At 70.5% G+C, this 21797-nt stretch carries 20 protein-coding genes; 10 read left to right on the forward strand and 10 right to left on the reverse strand.

The features are described 5' to 3' along the window. Positions 1 to 2: 2 nt before the first annotated feature. Genes AB0F72_RS38680 through AB0F72_RS38690 form a run of 3 tightly spaced genes read left to right on the forward strand, consistent with a single transcriptional unit; the run spans position 3 to position 5923 of the window. Positions 3 to 686, forward strand: a complete 684-nt coding sequence (locus tag AB0F72_RS38680; RefSeq protein ID WP_360442982.1) for a hypothetical protein — start codon at positions 3 to 5, stop codon at positions 684 to 686. Further along, positions 686 to 3892: a DUF87 domain-containing protein gene (locus AB0F72_RS38685; RefSeq protein ID WP_360442985.1), complete on the forward strand. Its 3207-nt coding sequence runs from the start codon at positions 686 to 688 to the stop codon at positions 3890 to 3892. The genes AB0F72_RS38680 and AB0F72_RS38685 overlap by 1 nt, the downstream gene beginning before the upstream one ends. A 45-nt stretch (positions 3893 to 3937) precedes the next feature. Further along, positions 3938 to 5923: a prolyl oligopeptidase family serine peptidase gene (locus AB0F72_RS38690; RefSeq protein WP_360442988.1), complete on the forward strand. Its 1986-nt coding sequence runs from the start codon at positions 3938 to 3940 to the stop codon at positions 5921 to 5923. Positions 5924 to 6039: 116 nt separating this feature from the next. Here the strand turns inward: AB0F72_RS38690 and AB0F72_RS38695 are convergent, their stop codons facing one another. After that, complete coding sequence (locus AB0F72_RS38695) at positions 6040 to 6375, reverse strand: hypothetical protein (protein ID WP_360442991.1); 336 nt, start codon at positions 6373 to 6375, stop codon at positions 6040 to 6042. A 25-nt stretch (positions 6376 to 6400) separates the two neighbouring features. On the opposite strand from AB0F72_RS38695, the gene AB0F72_RS38700 reads away from it, so the two are divergent. Beyond that, positions 6401 to 7186, forward strand: coding sequence for a hypothetical protein (locus tag AB0F72_RS38700; protein WP_360442994.1), 786 nt, complete (start codon positions 6401 to 6403; stop codon positions 7184 to 7186). Positions 7187 to 7188: 2 nt separating this feature from the next. Here AB0F72_RS38700 and AB0F72_RS38705 read toward each other — a convergent pair whose 3' ends face one another. From AB0F72_RS38705 to AB0F72_RS38735, 7 genes are all read right to left on the reverse strand, one after another. After that, entirely contained in the window at positions 7189 to 7725 is a 537-nt protein-coding gene (locus tag AB0F72_RS38705; protein ID WP_360442997.1) for a hypothetical protein, read from the reverse strand. 23 nt (positions 7726 to 7748) lie between these two features. Continuing rightward, complete coding sequence (locus tag AB0F72_RS38710; RefSeq protein ID WP_360443000.1) at positions 7749 to 9131, reverse strand: hypothetical protein; 1383 nt, start codon at positions 9129 to 9131, stop codon at positions 7749 to 7751. Positions 9132 to 9346: 215 nt separating this feature from the next. Continuing rightward, positions 9347 to 9634 carry a hypothetical protein gene (locus tag AB0F72_RS38715; protein ID WP_360443003.1) on the reverse strand — a complete coding sequence of 96 codons (288 nt, stop codon included), beginning with the start codon at positions 9632 to 9634 and terminating at the stop codon, positions 9347 to 9349. Beyond that, positions 9631 to 10743: a hypothetical protein gene (locus AB0F72_RS38720; RefSeq protein ID WP_360443006.1), complete on the reverse strand. Its 1113-nt coding sequence runs from the start codon at positions 10741 to 10743 to the stop codon at positions 9631 to 9633. Before AB0F72_RS38720 ends, AB0F72_RS38715 begins: the two co-directional genes overlap by 4 nt. Next, positions 10740 to 11042, reverse strand: a complete 303-nt coding sequence (locus AB0F72_RS38725; RefSeq protein WP_360443009.1) for a type VII secretion target — start codon at positions 11040 to 11042, stop codon at positions 10740 to 10742. Before AB0F72_RS38725 ends, AB0F72_RS38720 begins: the two co-directional genes overlap by 4 nt. 56 nt (positions 11043 to 11098) lie before the next feature. Then, positions 11099 to 11503, reverse strand: coding sequence for a YbaB/EbfC family nucleoid-associated protein (locus AB0F72_RS38730; protein WP_360443012.1), 405 nt, complete (start codon positions 11501 to 11503; stop codon positions 11099 to 11101). A 1-nt stretch (position 11504) separates the two neighbouring features. Next, positions 11505 to 12650 (reverse strand): hypothetical protein, encoded by a 1146-nt coding sequence (locus AB0F72_RS38735; protein ID WP_360443015.1) that lies wholly within the window; start codon positions 12648 to 12650, stop codon positions 11505 to 11507. A 157-nt stretch (positions 12651 to 12807) separates the two neighbouring features. Here AB0F72_RS38735 and AB0F72_RS38740 point away from each other — a divergent pair, with 157 nt between their 5' ends. The 3 genes from AB0F72_RS38740 to AB0F72_RS38750 are packed head-to-tail and all read left to right on the forward strand — an operon-like array spanning position 12808 to position 14604. Next, entirely contained in the window at positions 12808 to 13125 is a 318-nt protein-coding gene (locus AB0F72_RS38740; protein WP_360443018.1) for a hypothetical protein, read from the forward strand. Next, positions 13118 to 14245, forward strand: coding sequence for a putative T7SS-secreted protein (locus tag AB0F72_RS38745; RefSeq protein ID WP_360443021.1), 1128 nt, complete (start codon positions 13118 to 13120; stop codon positions 14243 to 14245). Before AB0F72_RS38740 ends, AB0F72_RS38745 begins: the two co-directional genes overlap by 8 nt. Next, a complete protein-coding gene (locus AB0F72_RS38750) occupies positions 14239 to 14604 on the forward strand; it encodes a DUF6188 family protein (RefSeq protein ID WP_360443024.1) in 366 nt (121 codons plus the stop codon). The genes AB0F72_RS38745 and AB0F72_RS38750 overlap by 7 nt, the downstream gene beginning before the upstream one ends. Positions 14605 to 14635: 31 nt before the next feature. Here AB0F72_RS38750 and AB0F72_RS38755 read toward each other — a convergent pair whose 3' ends face one another. Continuing rightward, complete coding sequence (locus tag AB0F72_RS38755; RefSeq protein ID WP_360443027.1) at positions 14636 to 16357, reverse strand: glycerol-3-phosphate dehydrogenase/oxidase; 1722 nt, start codon at positions 16355 to 16357, stop codon at positions 14636 to 14638. 22 nt (positions 16358 to 16379) lie between these two features. Then, the gene (gene glpK / locus AB0F72_RS38760) at positions 16380 to 17837 is read right to left on the reverse strand and encodes a glycerol kinase GlpK (RefSeq protein ID WP_360443030.1); all 1458 of its coding nucleotides are present in this window, start codon (positions 17835 to 17837) and stop codon (positions 16380 to 16382) included. Positions 17838 to 17923: 86 nt separating this feature from the next. On the opposite strand from glpK (AB0F72_RS38760), the gene AB0F72_RS38765 reads away from it, so the two are divergent. The 3 genes from AB0F72_RS38765 to AB0F72_RS38775 all read left to right on the forward strand — a co-directional run. Continuing rightward, on the forward strand, positions 17924 to 18682 hold the full coding sequence (locus AB0F72_RS38765) for an IclR family transcriptional regulator (RefSeq protein ID WP_360443033.1): 759 nt from the start codon (positions 17924 to 17926) through the stop codon (positions 18680 to 18682). Then, positions 18679 to 20139 (forward strand): glycerol kinase GlpK, encoded by a 1461-nt coding sequence (glpK, locus tag AB0F72_RS38770; RefSeq protein ID WP_360443036.1) that lies wholly within the window; start codon positions 18679 to 18681, stop codon positions 20137 to 20139. The genes AB0F72_RS38765 and glpK (AB0F72_RS38770) overlap by 4 nt, the downstream gene beginning before the upstream one ends. Before the next feature lie 61 nt (positions 20140 to 20200). Continuing rightward, positions 20201 to 21797: M1 family metallopeptidase (locus AB0F72_RS38775; protein WP_360443039.1), on the forward strand; the 1597-nt coding region annotated here is incomplete at its 3' end.

Below are 21797 nucleotides of genomic sequence, written 5' to 3' on the forward strand. Positions count from 1 at the left end.
CCATGGCTGGTGACGAACTCACGCCCTCGGAGAACGCCATTCTGATCGTTCTCATGGCGGAGGCACGCGAGGTCCTCAATACCGAGCTCCGCGAGACGTACGGCCTCGACGTGCGCAAGCCGGCCCGGGACAAGCTGGGCCGGAAGGGTTACGCGGTCAGCCGGAAGAGCGGGCGCACCTTCGCGCTGGAGCTCGGTGACAAGGGCTGGGTGCACGTCCAGGACCAGCTCAACTTCCGGTCGAACGGCGCCACCGCCCAGGCTGCGGCACTGACCGCCCTGCTCAGCGGCCTGCGGAGTCGCGTGCTGGACCGCAGCGGATGCACGTCCTTCGCCGAGCTTTTCGCCCTCAACGACGTACGAGGCGACGTGCGAGGCGACGTGCCAGGCGACGTGCGCGACTCGGCGGTCGCTCCGGATCAGGATCAAGTGCTGCGGACGCGCATCGTGAACGCGTACCAAGCGCTCACGGACGAGCCCGGCGGCTGGGTCAGTCTCACCCGGCTGCGGCCGTTCTTCGGCGACGTCTCCCGGGCCGCCCTGGACGACGCCCTGAGCCGGGTGAGCCGGGAGCCCGGCGTCACGCTCGCGCCCCAGTCGAATCAGAAGGTGCTGACCGACGCGGATCATGCCGCCGCCCTGCACATCGGCGGGCAGGACAAGCACGTGCTGTCGATCGGTGTGTGATGGACGAGCAGGAACGCGCCGCGCTCGCCGCGCTGAGATTCAACTGGGCGCCGGTCCCGGACGACGTCTGGCGGCCGATGCCGTTCCACGTCGACGGCCTGCACCCGGCAGTGATCCGTGACGTGCTCGACGGGGTGGCCGACGCCCGGACCAGCGACGGCGGCAGCCCGATCGGACTGGTGATCCAGGGACAGCGTGGTTCCGGCAAGACGCACCTGCTCGGCTGGGTCCGGCAGCAGGTGCAGGAGCAGGGCGGCTACTTCTTCCTGGCCGGACTCCTCGACGGCGCGGGATTCTGGGACAGCGTGCTGGCCGCCATGCTGGACGGCCTGTCCCGCCCGGTTCCCGGCAGCCAGCAGACGCAGCTGGTGCAGCTGCTGCGACGGCTGTCCGCGATGGTCGGCGCGCCGCGCACGGCGCGGCGGGCCGTGATGGGGGAGACCGAGCTCACCCGTCCGTCTCTGGACGCGTTCATCGAAGGGCTCGGTGAGTTCGACCGGCAGGTCGCCCGCGCGAGCCAGGACACCGCCCGCGCGCTGGCCCTCAGCGCCTCCGAGGATCTCGGCCATCGTGACCTGGCGGAGAACTACTTCCTCTCCGGGGAGGAGTCCGAACCCGGCGAACGCGCGGCGTGGGGCATGCGCCGAGCCCCGCGACGCCCGCAGCTGATCGTGCAGGACCTGTCCTGGCTCCTGGCGCTGACCGGCCCCTCGGTGATCGCCATCGACCAGATCGACACCCTCATCGCGCAGAGCTCGATCGCCGCGGGCGCCGATCTGCAGAAGGCCGTCCGGATCAGCCCGGAGCAGGCCTACCTGCTCAGCCAGATCGCCGAAGGCCTGATGGCGCTGCGCCAGGTGACCCGGCGGACGTTCACGGTGGTCGCCTGCATCCCGGACTCCTGGGCGACCATCCGGGCCATGGCCACCGACACGGTCGGCGACCGGTTCCGCCTGGCGCCGACACTGGAAGTCATCAAGGACGACGACCTCGGCCGGGCCATCATCGAGAAGCGCTTCACCGTGCGGTACGCGGACATCGGGTTCACCCCGCCGTACCCGTCCTGGCCGATTCTGCCGCAGGCGTTCGCCTCCGCGGGCGACTACACACCGCGGCAACTGCTCATCGAGATCGACACGCATATCCGCCGGTGCATCGCCGAGGACGTGGTTCTGGAGCTGGGCCGTCTCGGCGCGCCGCCGGCCACCGAGCCGCATGCGCCGCGGCCGATCGCGCCGGTGGTCACCGTCGACGAGCTCGACCGGTTCGACACCCGTTTCGCGGAACTGAAACGGGACGCCGACGTCGTCGGCCCGCTGGCGAAGTCCGGAGAGGACAGTCTCGTGCCGGGCCTGCTCGCCGCCGGGCTGACCGCGTGGATCCTGGAACGCGGTGACGCCGGCGAGGCGTTCTCCGTCGACCCTCCGCCGAGTACGAATCCACCGCTGCACGCCCGGCTCCGGCTGACCCTCGACGAGAGCACCGAGGACCAGGTCCACTGGTGTTTCCGGGCGATCAGCCACGAGCATCACGGCAACGCCGCGCTCTCCCGGATCCGCAAGGCTTCCATGGCGACCGGGCTGGACCAGCAGATCACCAAACGCAAGCTGTTCCTGCTCCGCAACGGCGGCTGGTCCGGGGCGGCGACACGGAAAGCCGTCGACGCGTTCGAGGCGGCGGGTGGCCGGGTGCTGGAACTGGACAGCGAGGACGTGCGGGTGCTGTCCGCGCTTCGCGTGATGCTGGCCGAGGAGAGCATCGACCTGCAGGCGTGGCTCGCCGATCGCCGGCCCACGAAGGACGTGCGGCTGATCCAGCACGCCCTGTCCGACGCCGCCACCGGGAGCGGGCATGCCGAGCCCGCCGCCGAGCCCGCCGCCGAGCCCGCCGCCGAGCCGGAGCCGGAGGCGGCGCCCCGGCCCGTGCCGGCTGCGCCCCAGCCTGTGCCGGCTGCGTCGGCGATGCCGGCGACGTCGCCCGAGGGGACCTTCACCATCGGGTACGGCTACGACTCCGGCGACCCGATGACGCTCCACCTGGAGTCGCTCCGCAAACACGCGACGATCTTCGCGGGTTCCGGCTCCGGCAAGACCGTGCTGATCCGCCGGATCGTCGAGGAGTGTGCCCTGCGGGGCGTCTCCAGCATCGTCCTCGATCCGAACAACGATCTGGCCCGGCTCGGTCAGGGCTGGCCGGAACCGCCGGCGCAGTGGCGCCCGGGTGACGCTGCCAAGTCGGCGGAGTACCTGGCCACGACGGACGTCGTCGTGTGGACGCCGCGGCGGGTGGCCGGCCGTCCGCTCAGCTTCCAGCCGCTCCCGGACTTCCGTGGCGTGCTGGACGATCCGGACGAGTTCGCCGAGGCGGTCGAGGCGGCCGTCGCCTCGCTGGCACCCCGGGCGATGGTGTCCGGGCGTGCCGCCAAGGCACATCTCGGTCTTGCCGTGTTGCGCAAGGCGGTGGAGCACTACGGCCGTCGCGGTGGCACCGGGCTCAAGGGCCTGATCGACACTCTGTCCGACCTGCCCGACGGCATCATCGACCTGGACGGCGCCGACAAGATCGCGCTCGGCCTCGCGCAGACGCTCACCGCCGCCATGGTCAACGACCCGCTGTTCGGCGGTGAGGGCACACCGATGGACCCGGGCACCCTGCTCACGCCGGCAGCCGGTAAGCGCGCCCGGGTGTCGGTCGTCAGCCTGATCGGGCTGCCCTCCGACGACGTGCGCCAGAGCTTCGTCAACCAGCTCCAGATGGCCCTGTTCGCCTGGATCAAGAAGAATCCGGCCGGCGACCGGCCCCTCCTGGGTTTGCTGATCATGGACGAGGCGCAGACCTTCGCTCCGTCCGGAGGCATGACGGCCTGCACCCAGAGCACCCTGGCGCTGGCGGCGCAGGCCCGCAAGTACGGCCTCGGGCTGATCTTCGCGACCCAGGCCCCGAAAGGCCTGCACAACCGGATCCCCGGCAACGCGGCGACCCAGCTCTACGGCTTGCTGAACAGTCCGATCCAGATCGAGGCGGCCCGGGAGATGGCGAAGGCCAAGGGCGGCGACGTCCCGGATGTCTCCCGGCTGACCGTGGGCGAGTTCTACCTGGCCGCGGAAGGAGCGGCGCCCGCGAAGATCCGGACCCCGCTGTCCCTGACCCATCACCCGCGCAGCCCCATGACGGTCGAGGAGGTCCTGCGAGTAGCCAAGCGATGAGGCCGGATCCTTGGCAACGGACACGGAAGGTGGCATCGTCGAGCGGTGATCGACCCGTACCCGTGGCTTGAAGATCTTGATTCGCCGGAGGCTCTTCGGTGGGTCTCGGAGCGGAACGCGGAGACGCTCGCGGCGCTGGCCGACGCGGAGTTCGCGCGGCTGCGGGACGCTGCCCGGGAGGTGCTGGACAGCACGGAGCGGATCTCGTTCCCGGCCTGGCGCGGGGACGGGTTCTACTACGACTTCTGGCGGGACGCCGACCATCCGCGCGGGCTGTGGCGGCGGACCACGCCCGAGCAGTTCCGGCAGGACGAGCCGGAGTGGGACGTGCTGCTGGACCTCGACGCGCTGAACGCGGCCGAGGGCGCCAACTGGACGTGGGGCGGCGCCACAGTGCTGCGGCCCGGGTACGACAGGTGCCTGATCTCGCTGGCCCGAGGCGGTTCCGACGCGGTGGTGGTCCGCGAGTTCGACCTGGTCGCCCGGGCGTTCGTCAAGGACGGGTTCGCGCTGCCGGAGGCGAAATCCGACGTCGACTGGATCGACGCCGACCACATCTTCGTGGCGACCGATTTCGGCGCCGGCTCGCTGACCTCGTCCGGGTACGCGCGGATCGTCAAGCGGTGGCGGCGCGGCACCCCGCTGTCCGAGGCCGAGACGGTCTTCGAAGGGCAGCACGACGACGTCCTGATCAGCGCGTCCCATGACCCGGCGCCGGGTTTCGAGCGGGACTTCGTCGTCCAGCGCGTCGAGTTCTTCCGCACCCGGTACCACCTGCGTCTACCGGACGGGACGCTGGTCCGGATCGAGATACCCGAGGACGCCGACTTCGACGTGCACCGGGAGTGGATGCTGATCCGCCTCCGGTCGCCGTGGCTGCGGTTCCCGGCCGGCGCGCTGATCGTCACGAGCTTCGACGACTTCCTGGCGGGCCGGCGCGACTTCACCGTGCTGTTCCAGCCCGACGAGCGGACGTCGCTGAGCTCCTACGCGTGGACGCGCAACCACCTGCTGCTCGCCACGATGGCCGACGTCAAGACACGGATCGAGATCCTGACTCCGGGCTCGCCGTCGTGGAAGCGGGAGCCGCTCGCCACGGCCGGCGAGTTCGACAACACGTGGATCGTGGACACCGAGCCGGAGAGCTCGGACTCGTACCTGATCGCCTCGGAAGGTTTCCTGCAACCGGCGTCGCTGCGGCTCGGCGCGAGCACGGTCCTCAAGCGGGAGCCGGCCTTCTTCGACACGGACGGCCTGGCGGTCCGGCAGCATTTCGCTGTCTCGGCGGACGGGACCCGGGTGCCGTACTTCGTGGTCGGCGGCGACGGCTGCGGGCCGGCGCTGCTCACCGGGTACGGCGGTTTCGAGATCTCCAGAACCCCGGACTACGGCGGTGTGCGCGGGCGGGGCTGGCTGGCCCGTGGCGGCACCTACGTCCTCGCGAACATCCGGGGCGGCGGCGAATACGGCCCGGCGTGGCATCAGGCCGCGCTGCGGGAGAACCGGACCCGGGCCTACGAGGACTTCGCGGCCGTCGCCCGGGACCTGGTGGACCGCGGCATCACCACGCCCGCGCAACTCGGCATCACCGGGGGCAGCAACGGCGGGCTGCTGATGGGCGTCATGCTGACCCGTTGTCCGGAGTTGTTCGGCGCGGTGGTCGCGGCGGTGCCGCTGCTCGACATGCGCCGCTACACGAAACTGCTGGCCGGAAAATCCTGGATCGCCGAGTACGGGGATCCCGACGTCCCCGGTGACTGGGAGTTCCTGCGGGAGTATTCGCCCTATCAGAACGTCCGGCCCGATCGCCCGTACCCTCCGGTCCTGTTCCTCACCTCGACCCGCGACGACCGTGTGCATCCCGGGCACGCGCGGAAGATGCTCGCGCTGCTGCGCGACCACGGATACGACGCGTGGCTGTACGAGAACGTGGAGGGCGGGCACGGCGCGGCCGCGGACAACGAGCAGGCCGCCACCCGGGAGGCGCTGACGCTGGAATTCCTCTGGCGCAAGCTTCACCAGGGTGGCTGAAACCCGGACAAGCGTGGCGACGGCCTTTGCGCAGGTCGGTGACGTCCGTACCATCGGGCGGTGCGAATTCGAGGGGTCGTCGCAGCGCTGATCAGTGCCGGTCTGCTGAGCGCGTGTCAGAGTGGTGGCTCCGTGGGGCGGGTGACGGGTCTGCCCGTACCCTCGATCGCCGCGCCCTCCGCGTCGCCCTCGGCGGCGCCCTCCGCGTCGGCCTCGATCCCCCCGTCGTCCTCCGCGTCGGCGTCCGCGTCCACCTCCGCGTCAGCGTCTGCCACGGCGTCGGCTTCGGCTTCGAAGCTTCCGAAACCCGGCAACCCGAAGGGGCGCGCTTCCGTTCCGGCGGCGGCCAAGGCGGCCGACACCAGCAACCCCACGCGTACGGTCGGTGACGGCACCCCGGAGAGCTGCACCTCCGCCGCGGTGGTGAAAGCGGTCGCGGCCGGCGGCGTCATCACGTTCGACTGTGGACCCGCGCCCGTGACGATCACGATGAGCGCGACGGCGAAAGTGCGCAACTCCAGCTCCAAGGTGGTCCTCGACGGCGGCGGAAAGGTCACGCTCAGCGGGGCCGGCCAACGCCGCATCCTCTACATGAACACCTGCGACGACGCGCAAGGATCGGTCAGCGGTCCCTGCAACGACATCGACGCGCCCCGCCTGACGATCCAGAACATGGCGTTCACCAAGGGAAACAGCGCGGACGACGAGGGCGGCGGCGCGGTCTACGTGCGCGGCGGACACGTCAAGGTGGTCAACTCCCGATTCACCGCGAACCGGTGCGCCCGGACCGGGCCGGACCTCGGCGGCGCGGCGCTGCGCGTCTTCGACCAGGGCGGTGACCAGCCGGTCTACGTGGTCGGCAGCACGTTCACCGGAGGCCGGTGCTCGAACGGCTCGGCGCTGAGCAGCATCGGAGTGTCCTGGATCGTGCTGAACAGCTATTTCTCCGGCAACAAGGCGGTCGGGAAGGGCGCGAACCCGGCACGTGAGGGCACCCCCGGAGGTGGCAGCGGCGGCGCCATCTACATGGACGGCGACGCGATCGCGCTGACCCTGGACGGCACGGTGATCGAGAAGAACACGGCGGCCGAGGGCGGGGGCGCCGTCTTCTTCGTCAGCAACAACCGCACGGGGACGATGACCGTACGCAATTCGACGCTGCGCAAGAACCCGAGCGCGGTGTTCGAGACGAACGGCTTCCCGGGCATCTTCTTCATCGGCGCGGGTGAGCCAGTCGTGAGCGGCTCAGCCCTCCGCAAATAACGCTAATCCAGCGGTCCGATCACGTAGCCGAACTGCGCCGTCGAACCACTGCGGTCGATCTGATCAAGGGCGTCCGGCGCCAAGCTCGGCATCGGGGCGTCGGTCGCCCGCTTCCGCCAGCCCGCCATCGAGACCGACTTCCACTCGAGGTTGACCTCGCCGTTCTCAGTGTGGAAAGCGCCGCCCCGCTCGAACAGCAGAATCAGCGGCTCGAAGGGGTCCTCCAGCTCCGGCGACCACACGATGCCCGGAGTCGCGCGCAGTGCGGCCCAGTGCAGGATGAACGGGGTCAACTGCTTGACGTTCCACCCGCCGCCGCCGAGGGCGATCTTCTCCACCACTTCGTCAACCACCTGCTGGTCCGCGCGGATGGTCGGGTCGACGCAGGCGGCGATGTCGAAGAACGGCCCGCGAGCATCGCATTCGTACGCGGCTGACCAGCGTGCCGCCCGGCGGAAATACTCTTTCACCAGGGCGGCCTTCGACCATGCCTTGTCACCACGCCGTTCCCAGTCGACGGCGTTCAGACGGGTGGCCATCGCCCGCACAGCTTGGTCAGGAGTCATCGGCTCAATCCTCGCAGAACTGTTTCGACGATGGCGTCCAGATTAGAGAGGTCGTCGGCCATCCGGATTCCGGAACTGTCGATGCCGAACACGCGCCAATGCTGGAGTGGTTTGTCAGCTCGCCAGGCGTTGGGCGCGAGCTCGTGTGCACCGGGATGGTCCCGGCTCATGATGCGGTCTCCGTCGGCGTCAAAGGCGTCCGGATGTGCGGAGCGGTAGGGAAGGCCTGCCTCCATGAGGCGGTGTTCGACGTACTCATGGGCGGCGAGGCTGCGGAATGCCGTCAGATCGTCGGCATCCAGAGTGCCCTTCACGGCTCCCTCCCAGAGGGCGGCAGTGCGCTCGTCAGGAGTGAAGTATCCGCGCTCGACCCGGTTGGGACCGAGGGCGACATCATGCTGCTGGACGAAGAGATTCTGCCGCATCCCCTCGATGACACCGGGGTCCAGGCCGGTGTTGGCGGCGACACGGGGAGTGTCCTCGGGGCTGTGCCGGATACGCCGGTACGCCTCTGCGGCTCGCTCGGAGATCTCGTCGCCGTCGTTGACGAAGTCGGAACCACGAGGAAAGTCCGCGCGGAACTCGCTCGGCCCGGTACGCAGTGGGTGGGCGCGGGACTGCGTGTGTGCCCGAGTGGTCAGGCCGATGAGGTGGCCGGCCAGCTTGTCCAGCATGGGGTGGAGGCGACGGAGGCTGTTCAAGAGGCCTCGGATGAAGCGCTGGATGCGGTTGGACCATTCGAGTACCAGCGCGGACACCTGGCTCGCCACTGCGGGGCTGGCGATGCCGAGGGTGAGTCCCTCCATGGCGAGCCATTGCGGCAGGCGGACGGCGAGAGTGGCGACGAACTCGGCGATGAGGTCGCGGACGATGCCTCGGACCAGCGCGACGATCAGGCCGGCGCCCTCCACGGCGTAGGCGATGCCGCGGGTGGCGGTGGAGAGGCCGTCCAGGTTCGCCAGGTGCTGGCGGGCGTGGGCGCGGTAGGCATCGCCGGCCGCGCCGGACCAGCCGGATACGCCGGTACTGAGGTGGTGGGTGTAGTCCTGGCCGGCCTGATGGGTGAAGGCGCTGACGTTGGACCAGGTGGCGGCGTGTGCGGCGACCTGGTCGGCGTTGCCGGCGAGGTGGTCGAGGGCTTCCTTGAGTGGCTGGACGTGTTCCATCAGCCAGGAGACGCCCCAGGCCATGAGGCCGCCGAGCGGGTCGATGGCGAGCGTGAGCAGATCCAGGCCGGCGCCGACGCCGCCGAGGACCGGGTCCACCCAGCTGTTGTCGCGGATGCCCTCGGCGATGTCGGCGACGTCCCCGACCAGGCCCAGCCCGGTGTGCCAGGTCGTCGAGTCCTGGCTCTCCACGACGAGCGGGTTGACGCTCATCGCGACCTGCCGGTGCGCGCGATCGACATGGTGCGCCCTCTTCTCCGGTGGCTGTCCCCATCGGAGAAACCCCGCCGCGGGGGCGCGGGTTCAGTGGTAGTGGGCGTGCGCGGTTTTCGGTGGTTCGCCGGAGCGGGTGTCTCTCCGCAGGATCGACACGGCGACCTGGGCGAAGAGGGTCCGGTCGACGCCGTCGGCCGAACCGGTCGTGTCCCTCAGCTCGCGATCTGGAAGTTCGGGATCTTCGGCTCGCGCTCGTCCCGTGGCAGGCGACTGTCTTGGACGAGCGCATGCTCGGGAACGAGCGTGCGAGAAATTCCGATGCCCTGAAGACAGTTGTCGCACCAGAAATGGGCGCGCCCGACATCGCGGTCGGGCAGGCCGGTGAAGACGAGCCGCAGGCACTGCTGCCCGCAGTTGGGACAGGCGACGTCGATCGGCCCCGGAGTCATGTCGTAGGCGTCGCTGTAAGCGTCCAGCCATTGATCGTATGTCGCCATCATCGGGCTCTCGGCTCGGGTCGGATCGGCTGATTCTCCCACCATTCGTCCTCGTGTGCGTACGCCCTGTCCTCGAAGGCGTCGAACTCGGCGTCGTCGCGGGGATACGGTTTGCCGGCCGCGAGTTCGTCACGGTGGAACCTCTCGTGGACAAGTGTTCGGGCCAGGTCCTCTTCACTGCGGAAACCTTGCATGTAGAGCTTGATGGTGCCGTTGGGCAGGGTTTGACCACACGCGCCGCGGAATGTCGGTCTGCCGAGTTCGATCCGCAGATCGGAGATGTCGATGCCGTATTTCGCGGCGATCTGGCGTACCGAACGCATCTTGTAGGGCTGGGACGGGCCTTCGCCGAGCTTGCGCACCCGGTTGAGGGTCTCGGCCCCAGGGTCACCTGCTCGGGCTCGGGTGAACACCGCGGCCGCCTCGCCGATGTGGTCGGTGAGGGAGCGGGTGAGCGGGACCAGGTTGCGCAAGCTGCGCAGCAGACCCCGCAGAAAGCCGGCGATGCGGGCGCCCCACGAGCTGATCGCCGCGGTCACCTGGCCGACCACCAGCGGCGTCGCCAGACCGAGGGAGAACGCCGCTTCGGCCGCGTACACCACCAGCCTCGACACCAGGAACGCGATCGCGTCGCGGATCAGGAGGCGGACCGCGGCGATCAGCATGCCCGCGCCCTCGATCAGCGCGGCCATCGTCTCGGCGGCGGCGGCCAGCGCGAACGTGGCGCGCTGCTCGCCGCCGGACCGCGCGCGGTATGCCTCGGCCGCCGCGCCGTCCCACTCGGACAGGTCATGACGAACCGACCAGCCGATCTCCTCGGCCTGCTGCCGCAGGCCTTCGGCTACCTCCCGCCAGGTCCGTGCGCTTGATTCGATGGGTACGGGGTCACCCGCCAGCTGATCGAGAGCCGCGCTGAGGGGCCGCACGTGCTCGAGCAGCCAGGCAGTCCCGGATTGGAGCAGCATGCCGGCCGGGTCGGCGACGTAGGCGAGTGCTTCCAGCCCGGCGCCGGTGACGCCGAGCGTGCCGTCGATCCAGTTGCCGCTCCGGACGCTGCCGGCGATCAGTTCGATGTCCTCCGCGATGCCGATACCCGCGACCGCGGACGTCATCGGAACCCACCGGCCTGCCACAGGCCGTCGGCGGCCGTCTCGTCGGCGAGCTGATACTGCCCGGCGGCCCGCCGTACCGCGTCGGCGCTGCTGCCGGCAGCCCGGGCCGCCGCCCCGATCGCCGCGACGAGCGGCACCCGTGCCTGGTCGAGAAGAGCAGGCACGACGACGCAGAGATGACCGTAGGCGTCCGGCGTGATGCCGGTGTCATCTCCGGCATCACGGGCGCGCTCCAGCGCCTCGGTCGCCGCGTCGAGACACGAGGCGTGCCGACGCAGTTCCGCCGGGTCCGCTCTCATCGCGAGGGCTCCGTTCTCATCGCGAGGGCTCCGTTCTCATCGCGAGGGCTCCGTTCTCATCGCGAGGGGTCCGCTTTCGTCGCGAGGCGCGAGGCAGGAGGCGCGGTCAGCCGGTCGGTGAACGCGGTGAGCAGCACCCGGCCCTCGGCGGTCTCGTCGTCGCCGTTCTGCCGTGCCACCTCGGCAGCCCGCCGCGCGAGATCGGCGCGCGCCGCCTCGGAGGCGGCCAGCACCTGCTCGGCGATCCACCGCGCGGAGTGCCGGCGCACGTCCTCGGACAGGTGGAGGCCGGTCAGCGAGCCGGAGCTGTCGACGGCGACGACCACCAGGTCACCGCCGGCCGTCCCGGTTCCGGTGAGCGCGTGCAGTTTCCCGGCCAGGGCCCGGGTACGGGCGAGCCGTTCCTCCAGCCCGGCCTGCCAATCGTCGACCCAGTCGTCGGTACCGAACGGAGACGACATGTCACGACGTCTGGGTCAGGATGTCGTTGGCGATCTTCTGGACCTCGGCACGGGACTTCGCCGGCGCCGTCCCGGCCACTCCCACCTGCCACTTCAGGGGCGGACCGCCGAAGAAGTGGTCCATCTCCATCTGGTACCCGCCGTCCTCGGCCGCCTCCAGGAGATTCGTGGTGGCGTCGACGGATTCCGGCTCGGCGCTGAACCACTCGGTCGTCAACCGGGCGGTCTGTTCCTCGTCGCAGGGCGGTGCGCAGGCGCGCAGCAGCACGCCGACCCGCTTGTCGCTGCTGGGGTTGGTCGCGTCGGCGCAGATGTAGGCCTTGGCGTCCGCGAGGTCCACCTTGGCGCCGAGGCAGCCCCAGGTCGCCGGGGTGCGGAAGGCGAACGGCCAGCCCGGGAACCGCATCGTCGCGGTCTTCTCGGCGGCGCCGAACGAGGGCCCGGCGACCTTTCGGGCGGTGGCCCCGTCCCGCAGTTCCGGCCGCGAATCAGCTGACGAGCCGGAACCAGAGCCGGAACCGGAACCGGACAGCGGCGGCAGGCTGGGAATGGTCCGCACCGGCGTGGGTGTCCAGCTGGGGACGGACCGGGTCTCGGCGGAGGCGGCGACGATCGCGTTGCCGACCGCGCAGAACGCGAGCAGCACCGTGAAGATCAGCAGAACGATCGTGGCGGCCGTGCCGGGGTACTTCTGCGGCGGCGCGCCGAGCGCCCCGCGCAGGTAGGCGATCGTCGGCGCCCGGTACTCCAGCGGAGTGGTCTGCCCCGGCAGCACCGTGACGTCGAGGTCGGCCTTGCCGATCCGGCGGGGCAGAAGGTACGGCACATGAACGTGCACGTGGTGCCGGCCGGGCGCGAGCGGCACCACGATCGGCCGCTTCCAGCCGGCTCGCACCTGCTGACCGTCGACCGCGAGGACCGGGGTGAAGAGTCCGAGCAGGAGGGCCAGCGGCGAGTACCGCAGGGTGACCGCGAGCGCACTCCCGGCGGCAGGCTGACCGGCCCACCCGAAACCGGGCGAGTCCGGCGCCGGATAAGGCCACGCCGGCGGCGGCGCAGGCGGAACCTGCGGGAAGGCCCGGGTCTGCGCCAGGGGCGGAGGAACGGAATCAACGGGCGTATACGGCTGCCACTGCTGGTCGTACATCGCGACCTCTCTCCGGCGAAGGTGTGCATCCCTGCCTGGAGAAACCCCATCCTCTGAGACTGAGTTCAGACGTGCCAGATGGGCTGCGGCATTGAACTTCGTCGCTGCCGGGGCGGTAGTCCACCGAGCACGCTGTCCCGTGCCACGAGGAGAAGACATGGATGGAACGGTGTTCCACGTGGACCTCGCCACGATCGACGAGGCCGCGTCCGCGATTGCGCGAACCGTCGCTGAGCAGGATCAATCCGGTCTGCACGAACTTCAGAGTTCGGCGGCGCATCACGGCGACGACGAATTGGCCGGCGCGTTCCGCGACTACTGCGGCCGTTGGAGTGACGGGCTGGACCTTCTCACCGAAGACGCTCGGCTGATCAGCGACGCGCTGTCCCGGGCGGCGTCCGCCTATCGAGCCGTCGACGAGGCCTCCGCCCGGACCTTGACGGTCGATCCGGCGCTGGAGGCGATGGATGAGTGAGCTGGGCCGGACGTCCGATCCGAGGATGCTGGTGCCCGGTGACCCGGAGGCGGTGTCCGCCGACGCCGCGGCTCTGCGGGGACGGGCGAAGAGCGCCGGGGACGCCGGCAACGGCCTCCGCTCGATCGACACCGGCGCCTGGACCGGCGCGGCGGCCGCGCGGTTCCGGGACAAGTTCGGTTACGAGCCGGGACGGTGGTTCACGGCGGCAGACGCGATGCAGGCTGGCGCGGGCGCACTCGACGACTACGCGGCGACGCTGCGCTGGGCGCGAGAGCAGGCCGGCGAGGCGGTCCGGCTCTGGAATCAGGGACAGGCTTTGACCTCCGAGGCGCAGGGCACGGCCGTGCCGCCGCTGTCCGATCCCGGAGACGACTTCCGCTCGGCGGCCGTGGGCACGCTGGAGAACGCGCGGGCGCAGGTTCGGTCGGCCGCCTCGGTAGCAGCGCGGACACTGCGGGCGAAGGCCGAACTGGCGCCGGAGAAGTCGGGGTGGCTCGACGAACTCGGTGACGCGCTGCACGACGCCGGCGCGCATGTCGTGAACGGCGTCGCGTCGTTCGGCACCGCGATGGTCAACAACCCCGGCTCGGTGGCCCTGGCCGCCGCAGGCGCCGGACTGGCGCTGCTCAGCGCCGGAGGGGGAGGAACCGGTGTCGCACTGAGCGCGACAGGTGTCGGGGCCGTCGCCGGCGTGCCGCTGAGCGTCGTCTCGGCCGCCGGACTCGCGACCGGCGCTGGCATCACCACCGCGGCGGTGGGCAACCTCGCAGTTCAGGCGTCCGGTGAGGACCGGGTCACACCGATGGAGACCCGTGGTGACGCAGCGTCGTCCGGCGTCGCTGATTCGACGGCGGGCAATCCGGCCGGAGTGAAGCCAGGGTGGTCCTCGCGACCGGCCGACAACGGACAGGGCACCGTCTATCAGAAGCCGGGATCCGCTGGTAACGCTGATATGGTCCGGGTGATGGAGCCGACGCCCAGATATCCCGATGGATACGTGCGCTTCTACAACCAGCACGGGCAGCCGGTGGGCCTCGACGGGAAACCCGGGCCGAACCCGGCCACGCACATCCCGATTCGGCCGGACGGGTCCTACCCCGTACCCCAAGGATGGTGATCATGGAATTGGGTTTCGCCGGGCAGAAGGTCGTTGCTCAGGATTTCGGGTACACCGTGGCGCTGACGTTCAGTGGCGGCTACGAAATTCGCATCGAGACGGTCTTCGCCCTGTTGGATTCGAGCGGCACCCACGAGATCACACCCGGCGCGGAGAGCGATACCCGGCTGGTCGGCCGAGTGGTCACGTCGGCGGCGAGTGATGACCGCGGCGGCCTGCGGATCGACTTCGCCGATGATGTGCGACTGGTGGTTCTGGCCGACGACGACTTCGAGGCATGGACCTTGGCGGGGCCGGACGGCTTCAAGGTGGTGTCCGCGCCGGGCGGTGAGCTCTCCGTCTGGTCGCCGCCGACCTGATCGAAGATGCCGCCGCCCGGCGGGCGGGTGGTCAGGCGGCCGACGCCGCGAGTGGGGCGGTGCGGCGGGCCGCGTCGGCGCTCTCGTCGTCGGGCTGTTCCTGGGCCGACAGTTCGGCCATCACCACCGCCTCGTAGTGGGCGACCTCGCGCTCCACCTGCTCCGCGGTCCAGCCGAGCGGGCCCGCGATCAGCTTCGCGGTGGTCCGGGCCGCGGCGACGCCGCGGTCGGTGGTTTCGATGGAGATCCGGGTACGGCGGGAGAGGACGTCCTCCAGATGCCGGGCGCCCTCGTGTGTCGCCGCGTAGACGACCTCGGCCGCCAGATAGTCGGGTGCGCCGTCGAGTGGCTGGCCGAGCGCCGGGTCCTCGTCGATCAGGGTGAGCACCTCGTCGATCAGGGTGCCGTACCGGCGGAGCAGGTGCTCGATGCGGTTCACGTGGACGCCGGCGCGGCGGGCCAGCTGAGCCCGGCGGTTCCAGGCGGCCCGGAAGCCGTCGGCGCCGAGCAGCGGGACCTGATCGGTGCAGGAGGCCGGCACCCGGGTGCTGAGTTCGGCGACGGCGGCGTCGACCGCGTCCTTCGCCATCACCCGGTACGTCGTGTACTTGCCCCCGGCCACGATGACCAGGCCGGGCACCGGGTTGCCGACGGCGTGCTCGCGGGACAGCTTCGCGGTGCTCGACGCCTCGGCGGAGAGCAGCGGTCGCAGCCCGGCGTAGACGCCCTGCACGTCGTCGCGGGTCAGCGGCGTGACCAGCGCCTTGTTGACCTCGGCGAGCAGGTAGTCGACGTCCCGGCCGGACGCCGCGGGTTCGGCCTTGTCCAGGTCCCACGGGGTGTCGGTGGTGCCGATGACCCAGTGCCGGTCCCACGGGATGACGAAGAGGACGCTCGTCGCCGTACGCAGGATCATGCCGGACCGGGCGGAGATCCGGTCGCGCGGCACGACCAGGTGGATGCCTTTGCTCGCGGTGATGGTGAACTGGCCGCGCTCGCCGGAGAGCAGGGCCTGGCTCTCGCCGGTCCACACCCCGGTCGCGTTGATCACGGTGCGGGCGCGGATCTCCAGTTCGGCGCCGCTCTCCAGGTCCCGGGCGCGGACGCCGACGACGCGCCGCCCCTCGCGGAGGAAGCCGATCACCTCGGTGCGGGAGGCGACGTGCGCGCCGTAGGCGGCCGCGGTGCGGGCCAGGAACATCGTGTGCCGCGCGTCGTCGACCTGGGCGTCGTAGTAGCGGATCGCGCCGATCAGCGTCTCCGGGCGCAGCGACGGGAACGCCTTGAGGGCCTCGACGCGGGACAGGTGCCGGTGGCGGGGCAGGCCGGTGTTGCCGCCGGAGAGCGCGAGGGTGTCGTAGAGCGCGATGCCGGCGCCGACGTAGAGCCGCTCCCAGGCCCGGTGCTGCAACGGGTAGAGGAACGGCACCGGCCGGACCAGGTGCGGCGCGAGTTTCTGGATCAGCAGGCCGCGCTCCCGCAGGGCCTCGCGGACCAGCGAGAAGTCGAGCATCTCCAGGTAGCGCAGGCCGCCGTGGATCAGCTTGCTGGACCGGCTAGAGGTGCCGCTCGCGAAGTCGCGGGCCTCGAGCAGCCCGACGGTGAGCCCGCGGGTGGCGGCGTCCAGGGCCGCGCCCGCGCCGACCACACCGGCGCCGATCACCAGCACGTCGAGTTCGTCGGAAGCCGAGGAGGCGGAGAGCGCGGCCAGCGCCGCGGCACGCGCCTGCGTCGAGATCACTCCGGTGTTCATTTTCGGTCCTCTTTCCTACGGGTCAGCCGACCCAGCCGAGGGTGCGGTCGATGGCCGCTTTCCAGCGGGTGATGCCTTCTTCGCGTCGCTCGGGCGACCAGGTCGGCTGCCAGCGCCGGTCCTCGTGCCAGTTGGCGCGCAGGTCGTCGACGGAGTGCCAGAAGCCGACCCGGAGCCCGGCCGCGTACGCGGCGCCGAGCGCGGTCGTCTCGGCGACGGCGGGCCGGCTCACCGGCACACCGAGGATGTCGGCCTGCAGTTGCATGCAGAGCGCGTTGCCTGTCACGCCGCCGTCGACCCGCAGGCAGTCCAGGGTGGTGCCGGAGTCCTGCGCCATCGCCTCGACCACGTCGCGGGTCTGGTAGCAGATAGCTTCGAGCGCGGCCCGGGTGATGTGCGCGGCGGTGTGGTAGCGGGACAGCCCGACGATGGCGGCCCGAGCGTCCGGCCGCCAGTACGGCGCGAACAGCCCGGAGAACGCCGGCACGAAGCAGATGCCGGCGCTGTCCTCCACCTCGGCGGCGAGGGCTTCGCTCGCCGCGGCCGAGTCGAGCACGCCGAGCTGGTCGCGCAGCCACTGGATGGCGGCGCCGGCCACCGCGATCGACCCCTCCAGCGCATAGGTGACGGACGAGCCGAACTGGTAGCCGACCGTGGTGATCAGCCCGTGGCTGGAGCGGACCGGTGTGCTGCCGGTGTTCATCAGCAGGAAGCCGCCGGTCCCGTACGTGCACTTGGCCTCGCCGGGGGCGAAACAGGTCTGCCCGAAGAGCGCGGCCTGCTGGTCACCGATCGCGGCGGCGATCGGCACGCCCTCGAAGTGTCCGTAGATCTCGGCGGACGGCCGGATCTCCGGAAGCATCGCGCGGGTGATCCCGAAGAGGTCCAGCAACCGCTGGTCCCACTCCAGCGATTCGAGATCCATCAGCATGGTCCGGCTGGCGTTCGTCACGTCGGTCAGGTGCTGCCCGCCGGTCAGGTTCCAGATCAGCCAGCTGTCGATCGTCCCGAACAGCACGTCGCCGGCCTCGGCGCGGGAGCGCAGTCCGTCGATGTTCTCCAGCAGCCATTGGATCTTGGTGGCGGAGAAGTAGGTGGCCGGCGGCAGTCCGGTGCGCTCCCGCACGAACCCGGCATCGAGGCGGGCGACCAGAGCATCGGTACGGGTGTCCTGCCACACGATCACGTTGTGACAGGGCTTCCCGGTGGCCCGGTCCCAGGCGACCACGCTCTCCCGCTGGTTGGTGATCCCGATCGCGGCCAGGTCGCTGGGGGTGAGACCGGCTTCGGCGAGCGCCACGCTGATCGTCTTGAGCGTGTTCTCCCAGATCTCCGTCGCGTCGTGCTCGACCCGGCCGGCGGCCGGCAGGATCTGCCGGTGCTCGATCTGGTGCCGGGCGATCTCCCGGCCGGCCCGGTCGAAAATCATGAAGCGTGTGCTGGTGGTGCCTTGATCGATCGCGCCGACGAAGTGCGCCACAGAACCTCCCTGATCGCCTGCGGAGAGGTGCGACGTTAGGGAGCGGAGCAGAGGGCGGCAACGCCGTCCGTGCGACAATGTCGCACGTGCCGGGCTTGATCCAGTCCATCGAACGGTCCTCCGCGGTGCTGCGGCTGCTCGCCGCCGACCGGCTGCGGGTCGGTGAGGTGGCGGAGGCGCTGGACCTCCCCAAGTCCACCGCGCACAGCATCCTGCGCACGCTGGAGCACGTCGGCTTCGTCGAGCAGGACTCGCGGACGGCCCGGTACCGGCTGGGCCGTGGGGTGCTGGAGCTCAAGACCACCGGGTTCGACGTCAACGAGCTGCGGGGCCGGGCACTGGACTGGGCGGACACGCTCGCCGCGCGCAGCGGCCAGGAGGTGCGCATCGGCGTGCTCCGGGACCGCCGGGTGCTCGTCGTGCACCACGTGTTCCGGCCGGACGACTCGGCCCAGTCGATGGGCATCGGCCGGACGCTCCCGGCGCACGCCACGGCCCTCGGCAAGACGCTGCTCGCCTACCATCCGACGGCCGCCGCCGGGGTGGCCCGGGACGGCTTTGACGCGTACACCCGAAGGACGGTGACCCATCGCCGGGAGCTGGCCCGGCAGCTGGGTGAGACCCGCGCGCGGGGGTGGGGTTTCGCGGTCGAGGAACGGCAGGCGGGGGAGGCGGCGATCGCGGCGCCGCTGCGGACGATCGGTGGCCTGGTGGTCGGCGCGATAGGCATCTCCGGACCGGTGGAGGTCCTCTGCGACACCCGGCGGCAGGCACGGCCGGCGCTCGTCGAGCACGTGTGCGCGAGCGCCCGGTCCATCTCGCGGGATCTGGCGGCCGGAGCATGAGCGAGCGGTATGTGCTCGCGATCGACCAGGGCACTACCTCGACGCGCTGCATCCTGTTTGACCGCCGGGCGACGGTGGTCTCGGTGGTGCGGGGCGAGCATCCGCAGTCCTACCCGCGGCCGGGCTGGGTGGAGCACGACGCGGCCCGGATCTGGCGGGACGTGCAGCGGCTGATCCGCAAGGCGCTGCGCGAGGCCGGGATCGGGCTGGACCAGGTGGCCGCGATCGGGATCGCCAACCAGCGCGAGACGGTGGTGCTCTGGGACCGGGCGACCGGGCAGCCGGTGGCGCCGGCGATCTCCTGGCAGGACACCCGGACGGAGGATCTGGTCGCCCGCCTCGACGCCGGGTTCGTGCGGGAGCGCACCGGGTTGCCGCCGGCCACCTACTTCTCCGCCGCCAAAATCCAATGGCTGCTGGCGGAGCACGATCTCGGCGCGCGGGCGGCGCGGGGCGATGTGCTGTTCGGGACGATGGAGAGCTGGCTGATCTGGAACCTGACCGGTGGATCGCATCTGACCGACGTGACGAACGCCAGCCGTACCATGTTGATGGATCTTGAATCGCTGGAGTGGGACAGCGATCTCCTGGATCGGTTCGCCATCCCCCGGGCGATGCTTCCGGAGATCCGGTCGTCCGCCGAGATCTACGGGTATTTCGAGGGCGTGCCGATCGCCGCGGCGATCGGTGACCAGCAGGCCGCGCTCTTCGGGCAGACCTGTTTCGCCCCCGGCGAGGCCAAGTGCACGTACGGGACCGGCGGTTTCCTGCTGATGAACACCGGCACCACGCCGGTCCGTTCCAGCCACGGGCTGATCACCACGGTCGGCTACCGGATCGGCGCCGAGCCGCCGGTCTTCGCCCTGGAGGGGTCGATCGGCACGGCCGGTTCGCTCGTGCAGTGGATGCGCGACGGGCTGGGCCTGATCGGCACCGCCTCGGAGATCGAGACCCTGGCCGCGACCGTCGACGACAACGGCGGCTGCTACATCGTGCCGGCCTTCTCCGGCCTGTTCGCGCCGTACTGGCGCAGCGAGGCCCGTGGGGTGATCGTCGGGCTGACCTCCTACATCACCAAGGGACACCTGGCCCGCGCGGTTCTCGAGGCGACCGGCTGGCAGACCCGGGACGTGGTCGACGCGATGAACGCCGACGCCGGCCTGACGCTCACCGCGCTCAGCGTCGACGGCGGCATGACAGCGGACAACCTGCTGATGCAGTTCGTCGCCGACGTGCTGCAGGTGCCGGTGGTCCGGCCGATGGTGGCCGAGACGGTGTCGCTCGGCGCCGCCTACGCGGCGGGTCTGGCCGTCGGGTACTGGTCCGACCTGCGGGATCTGCGGGCGAACCGGCATCCGGCCGGCCGCTGGGTGCCGGCCATGGACCTCGACCGGCGCGCCGCGGAGTACGCGAACTGGCGCCGCGCCGTGGAATGCGCGGTGTTGTTCAGTCGATAAACATTCTTCGATATGTTGACGGTGAATGCCCAACGGTTTTGCCCAATGGGAAGGAACCACCGTGCGCAGACTGCTCGTGGCGGCGCTCGCTGTAGCGCTGACCCTCGCCGGCACCCCGGCATCAGCTCATTCGAAGGCCGCGCCCACCCCGGGCGGCCCCGGAGTGGGCGACGAGTACTACCCGGACTACGGCAACAGCGGGTACGACGTCTCCCACTACGACGTCCGGTTGCGGTACACGCCGGCCACCGACCGGCTCACCGGCACCACCACGATCCTGGCGAAGGCCACCCAGGACCTGAGCCGGCTCAACCTCGACTTCCTGCTGGACGTCTCGTCGGTACGGGTCAACAACCGTCCCGCCACGTTCACCACCGAGGGCGAGCACGAACTCGTCGTCACCCCGGCCCGCCCGGTCCCGGCCGGCGGCGCCCTCACGATCGTCGTGCAGTACGCGGGTGTCCCGTCCACCGAGGTCGGCGCCGGTTACACCGCGTGGATCCGTACCCCGGACGGCGCCCTCGCCATCGGTGAGCCGGAGATCGCCTGGTGGTGGTACCCGAGCAACGACCACCCGTCGGACAAGGCCACCTTCGACGTCTCGGTCTCGGTGCCGGACGGCGTCGAGGCGATCAGCAACGGCATCCAGCCGCGGCCGCCGGTCCGCGAGACGCTCGGCTACACCCGGTGGAGCTGGCGGTCGCTGAAGCCGCAGGCCACCTACCTGACGTTCCTCGCGGTCGGCCAGTACGACGTCACCACGGACACCAGCGAGAGCGGCGTGCCGGTCTACAACGCGTACTCGCAGCTGCTCAGCGAGGACTTCCGGTTCGCGGCGGAGGCCAGTGTGGAGCGGACCGCCGAGATCGCCGAGTGGGAGAGCACGGTCTTCGGCCCGTACCCGTTCGAGGCGCTCGGCGGGCTCGTCGCCCCGCCGGGCACGCTCGGGTTCGCGCTGGAGAACCAGACCCGCCCGACGTACTCGTCAGCGTTCTTCCGGCGCGGCGCCAACACCTACGTGGTCGCGCATGAGCTCGCCCACCAGTGGTTCGGCGACTCGGTCTCGGTGGCCGAGTGGAAGCACATCTGGCTGAACGAGGGCTTCGCGAGTTACGCCGAGTGGCTGTGGTCGGAGAAGAACGAGGAGGGCACCGCGCAGGAGATCTTCGACTACCTGTACGCGACGTACCCCGACGACGCGGACATCTGGACCACCGCCCCGGCCGACCCGGGCGTGGCGCAGCTGTTCGGTGACGCCGTCTACGACCGGGGCGCCATGACCCTGCACCAGCTGCGCCTCGCCGTCGGCGACGAGGACTTCTTCGCGATCGTGCGGACCTGGGCGGCGACGCAGAAGTACGGCGACGCCACCACCGAGGAGTTCATCGCCCTCGCCGAGAAGATCTCCGGGGAGGACCTGGACGCGCTCTTCGAGGCGTGGCTGTTCACGCCGTCGAAGCCGGTGGTGGCGTCAACGCTCAGTTTTGCGAAAAAGGCTCCGCCGAAGTCGTGGGGGGGGGGGGGGGGGGGCCCCCCCCCCCCCCCCCCCCCACCACCCCCCCCCCCCCCACCCCCCGAGAAACACCCCAAAAAACACAACCACCAAACAAACACCCACACCACCCCCCCCACAACACAAAACAGAACAAAAAAAAAAA

Origin of the sequence: Actinoplanes sp. NPDC023936 (genome assembly GCF_040639325.1) — a bacterium.
Lineage (GTDB): Bacteria > Actinomycetota > Actinomycetes > Mycobacteriales > Micromonosporaceae > Actinoplanes.

What these genes read in the sequence shown, in the direction of transcription:
- AB0F72_RS38680 (WP_360442982.1), top strand. Translation starts at nt 3, where the DNA reads ATGGCTGGTGACGAACTCACGCCCTCGGAGAACGCCATTCTGATCGTT.
- AB0F72_RS38685 (WP_360442985.1), top strand. Translation starts at nt 686, where the DNA reads ATGGACGAGCAGGAACGCGCCGCGCTCGCCGCGCTGAGATTCAACTGG.
- AB0F72_RS38695 (WP_360442991.1), bottom strand. Translation starts at nt 6,375, where the DNA reads ATGACGCCGCCGGCCGCGACCGCTTTCACCACCGCGGCGGAGGTGCAG.
- AB0F72_RS38705 (WP_360442997.1), bottom strand. Translation starts at nt 7,725, where the DNA reads ATGGCCACCCGTCTGAACGCCGTCGACTGGGAACGGCGTGGTGACAAG.
- AB0F72_RS38710 (WP_360443000.1), bottom strand. Translation starts at nt 9,131, where the DNA reads ATGAGCGTCAACCCGCTCGTCGTGGAGAGCCAGGACTCGACGACCTGG.
- AB0F72_RS38715 (WP_360443003.1), bottom strand. Translation starts at nt 9,634, where the DNA reads ATGATGGCGACATACGATCAATGGCTGGACGCTTACAGCGACGCCTAC.
- AB0F72_RS38720 (WP_360443006.1), bottom strand. Translation starts at nt 10,743, where the DNA reads ATGACGTCCGCGGTCGCGGGTATCGGCATCGCGGAGGACATCGAACTG.
- AB0F72_RS38725 (WP_360443009.1), bottom strand. Translation starts at nt 11,042, where the DNA reads ATGAGAGCGGACCCGGCGGAACTGCGTCGGCACGCCTCGTGTCTCGAC.
- AB0F72_RS38730 (WP_360443012.1), bottom strand. Translation starts at nt 11,503, where the DNA reads ATGTCGTCTCCGTTCGGTACCGACGACTGGGTCGACGATTGGCAGGCC.
- AB0F72_RS38735 (WP_360443015.1), bottom strand. Translation starts at nt 12,650, where the DNA reads ATGTACGACCAGCAGTGGCAGCCGTATACGCCCGTTGATTCCGTTCCT.
- AB0F72_RS38740 (WP_360443018.1), top strand. Translation starts at nt 12,808, where the DNA reads ATGGATGGAACGGTGTTCCACGTGGACCTCGCCACGATCGACGAGGCC.
- AB0F72_RS38745 (WP_360443021.1), top strand. Translation starts at nt 13,118, where the DNA reads ATGAGTGAGCTGGGCCGGACGTCCGATCCGAGGATGCTGGTGCCCGGT.
- AB0F72_RS38750 (WP_360443024.1), top strand. Translation starts at nt 14,239, where the DNA reads ATGGTGATCATGGAATTGGGTTTCGCCGGGCAGAAGGTCGTTGCTCAG.
- AB0F72_RS38755 (WP_360443027.1), bottom strand. Translation starts at nt 16,357, where the DNA reads ATGAACACCGGAGTGATCTCGACGCAGGCGCGTGCCGCGGCGCTGGCC.
- glpK (WP_360443036.1), top strand. Translation starts at nt 18,679, where the DNA reads ATGAGCGAGCGGTATGTGCTCGCGATCGACCAGGGCACTACCTCGACG.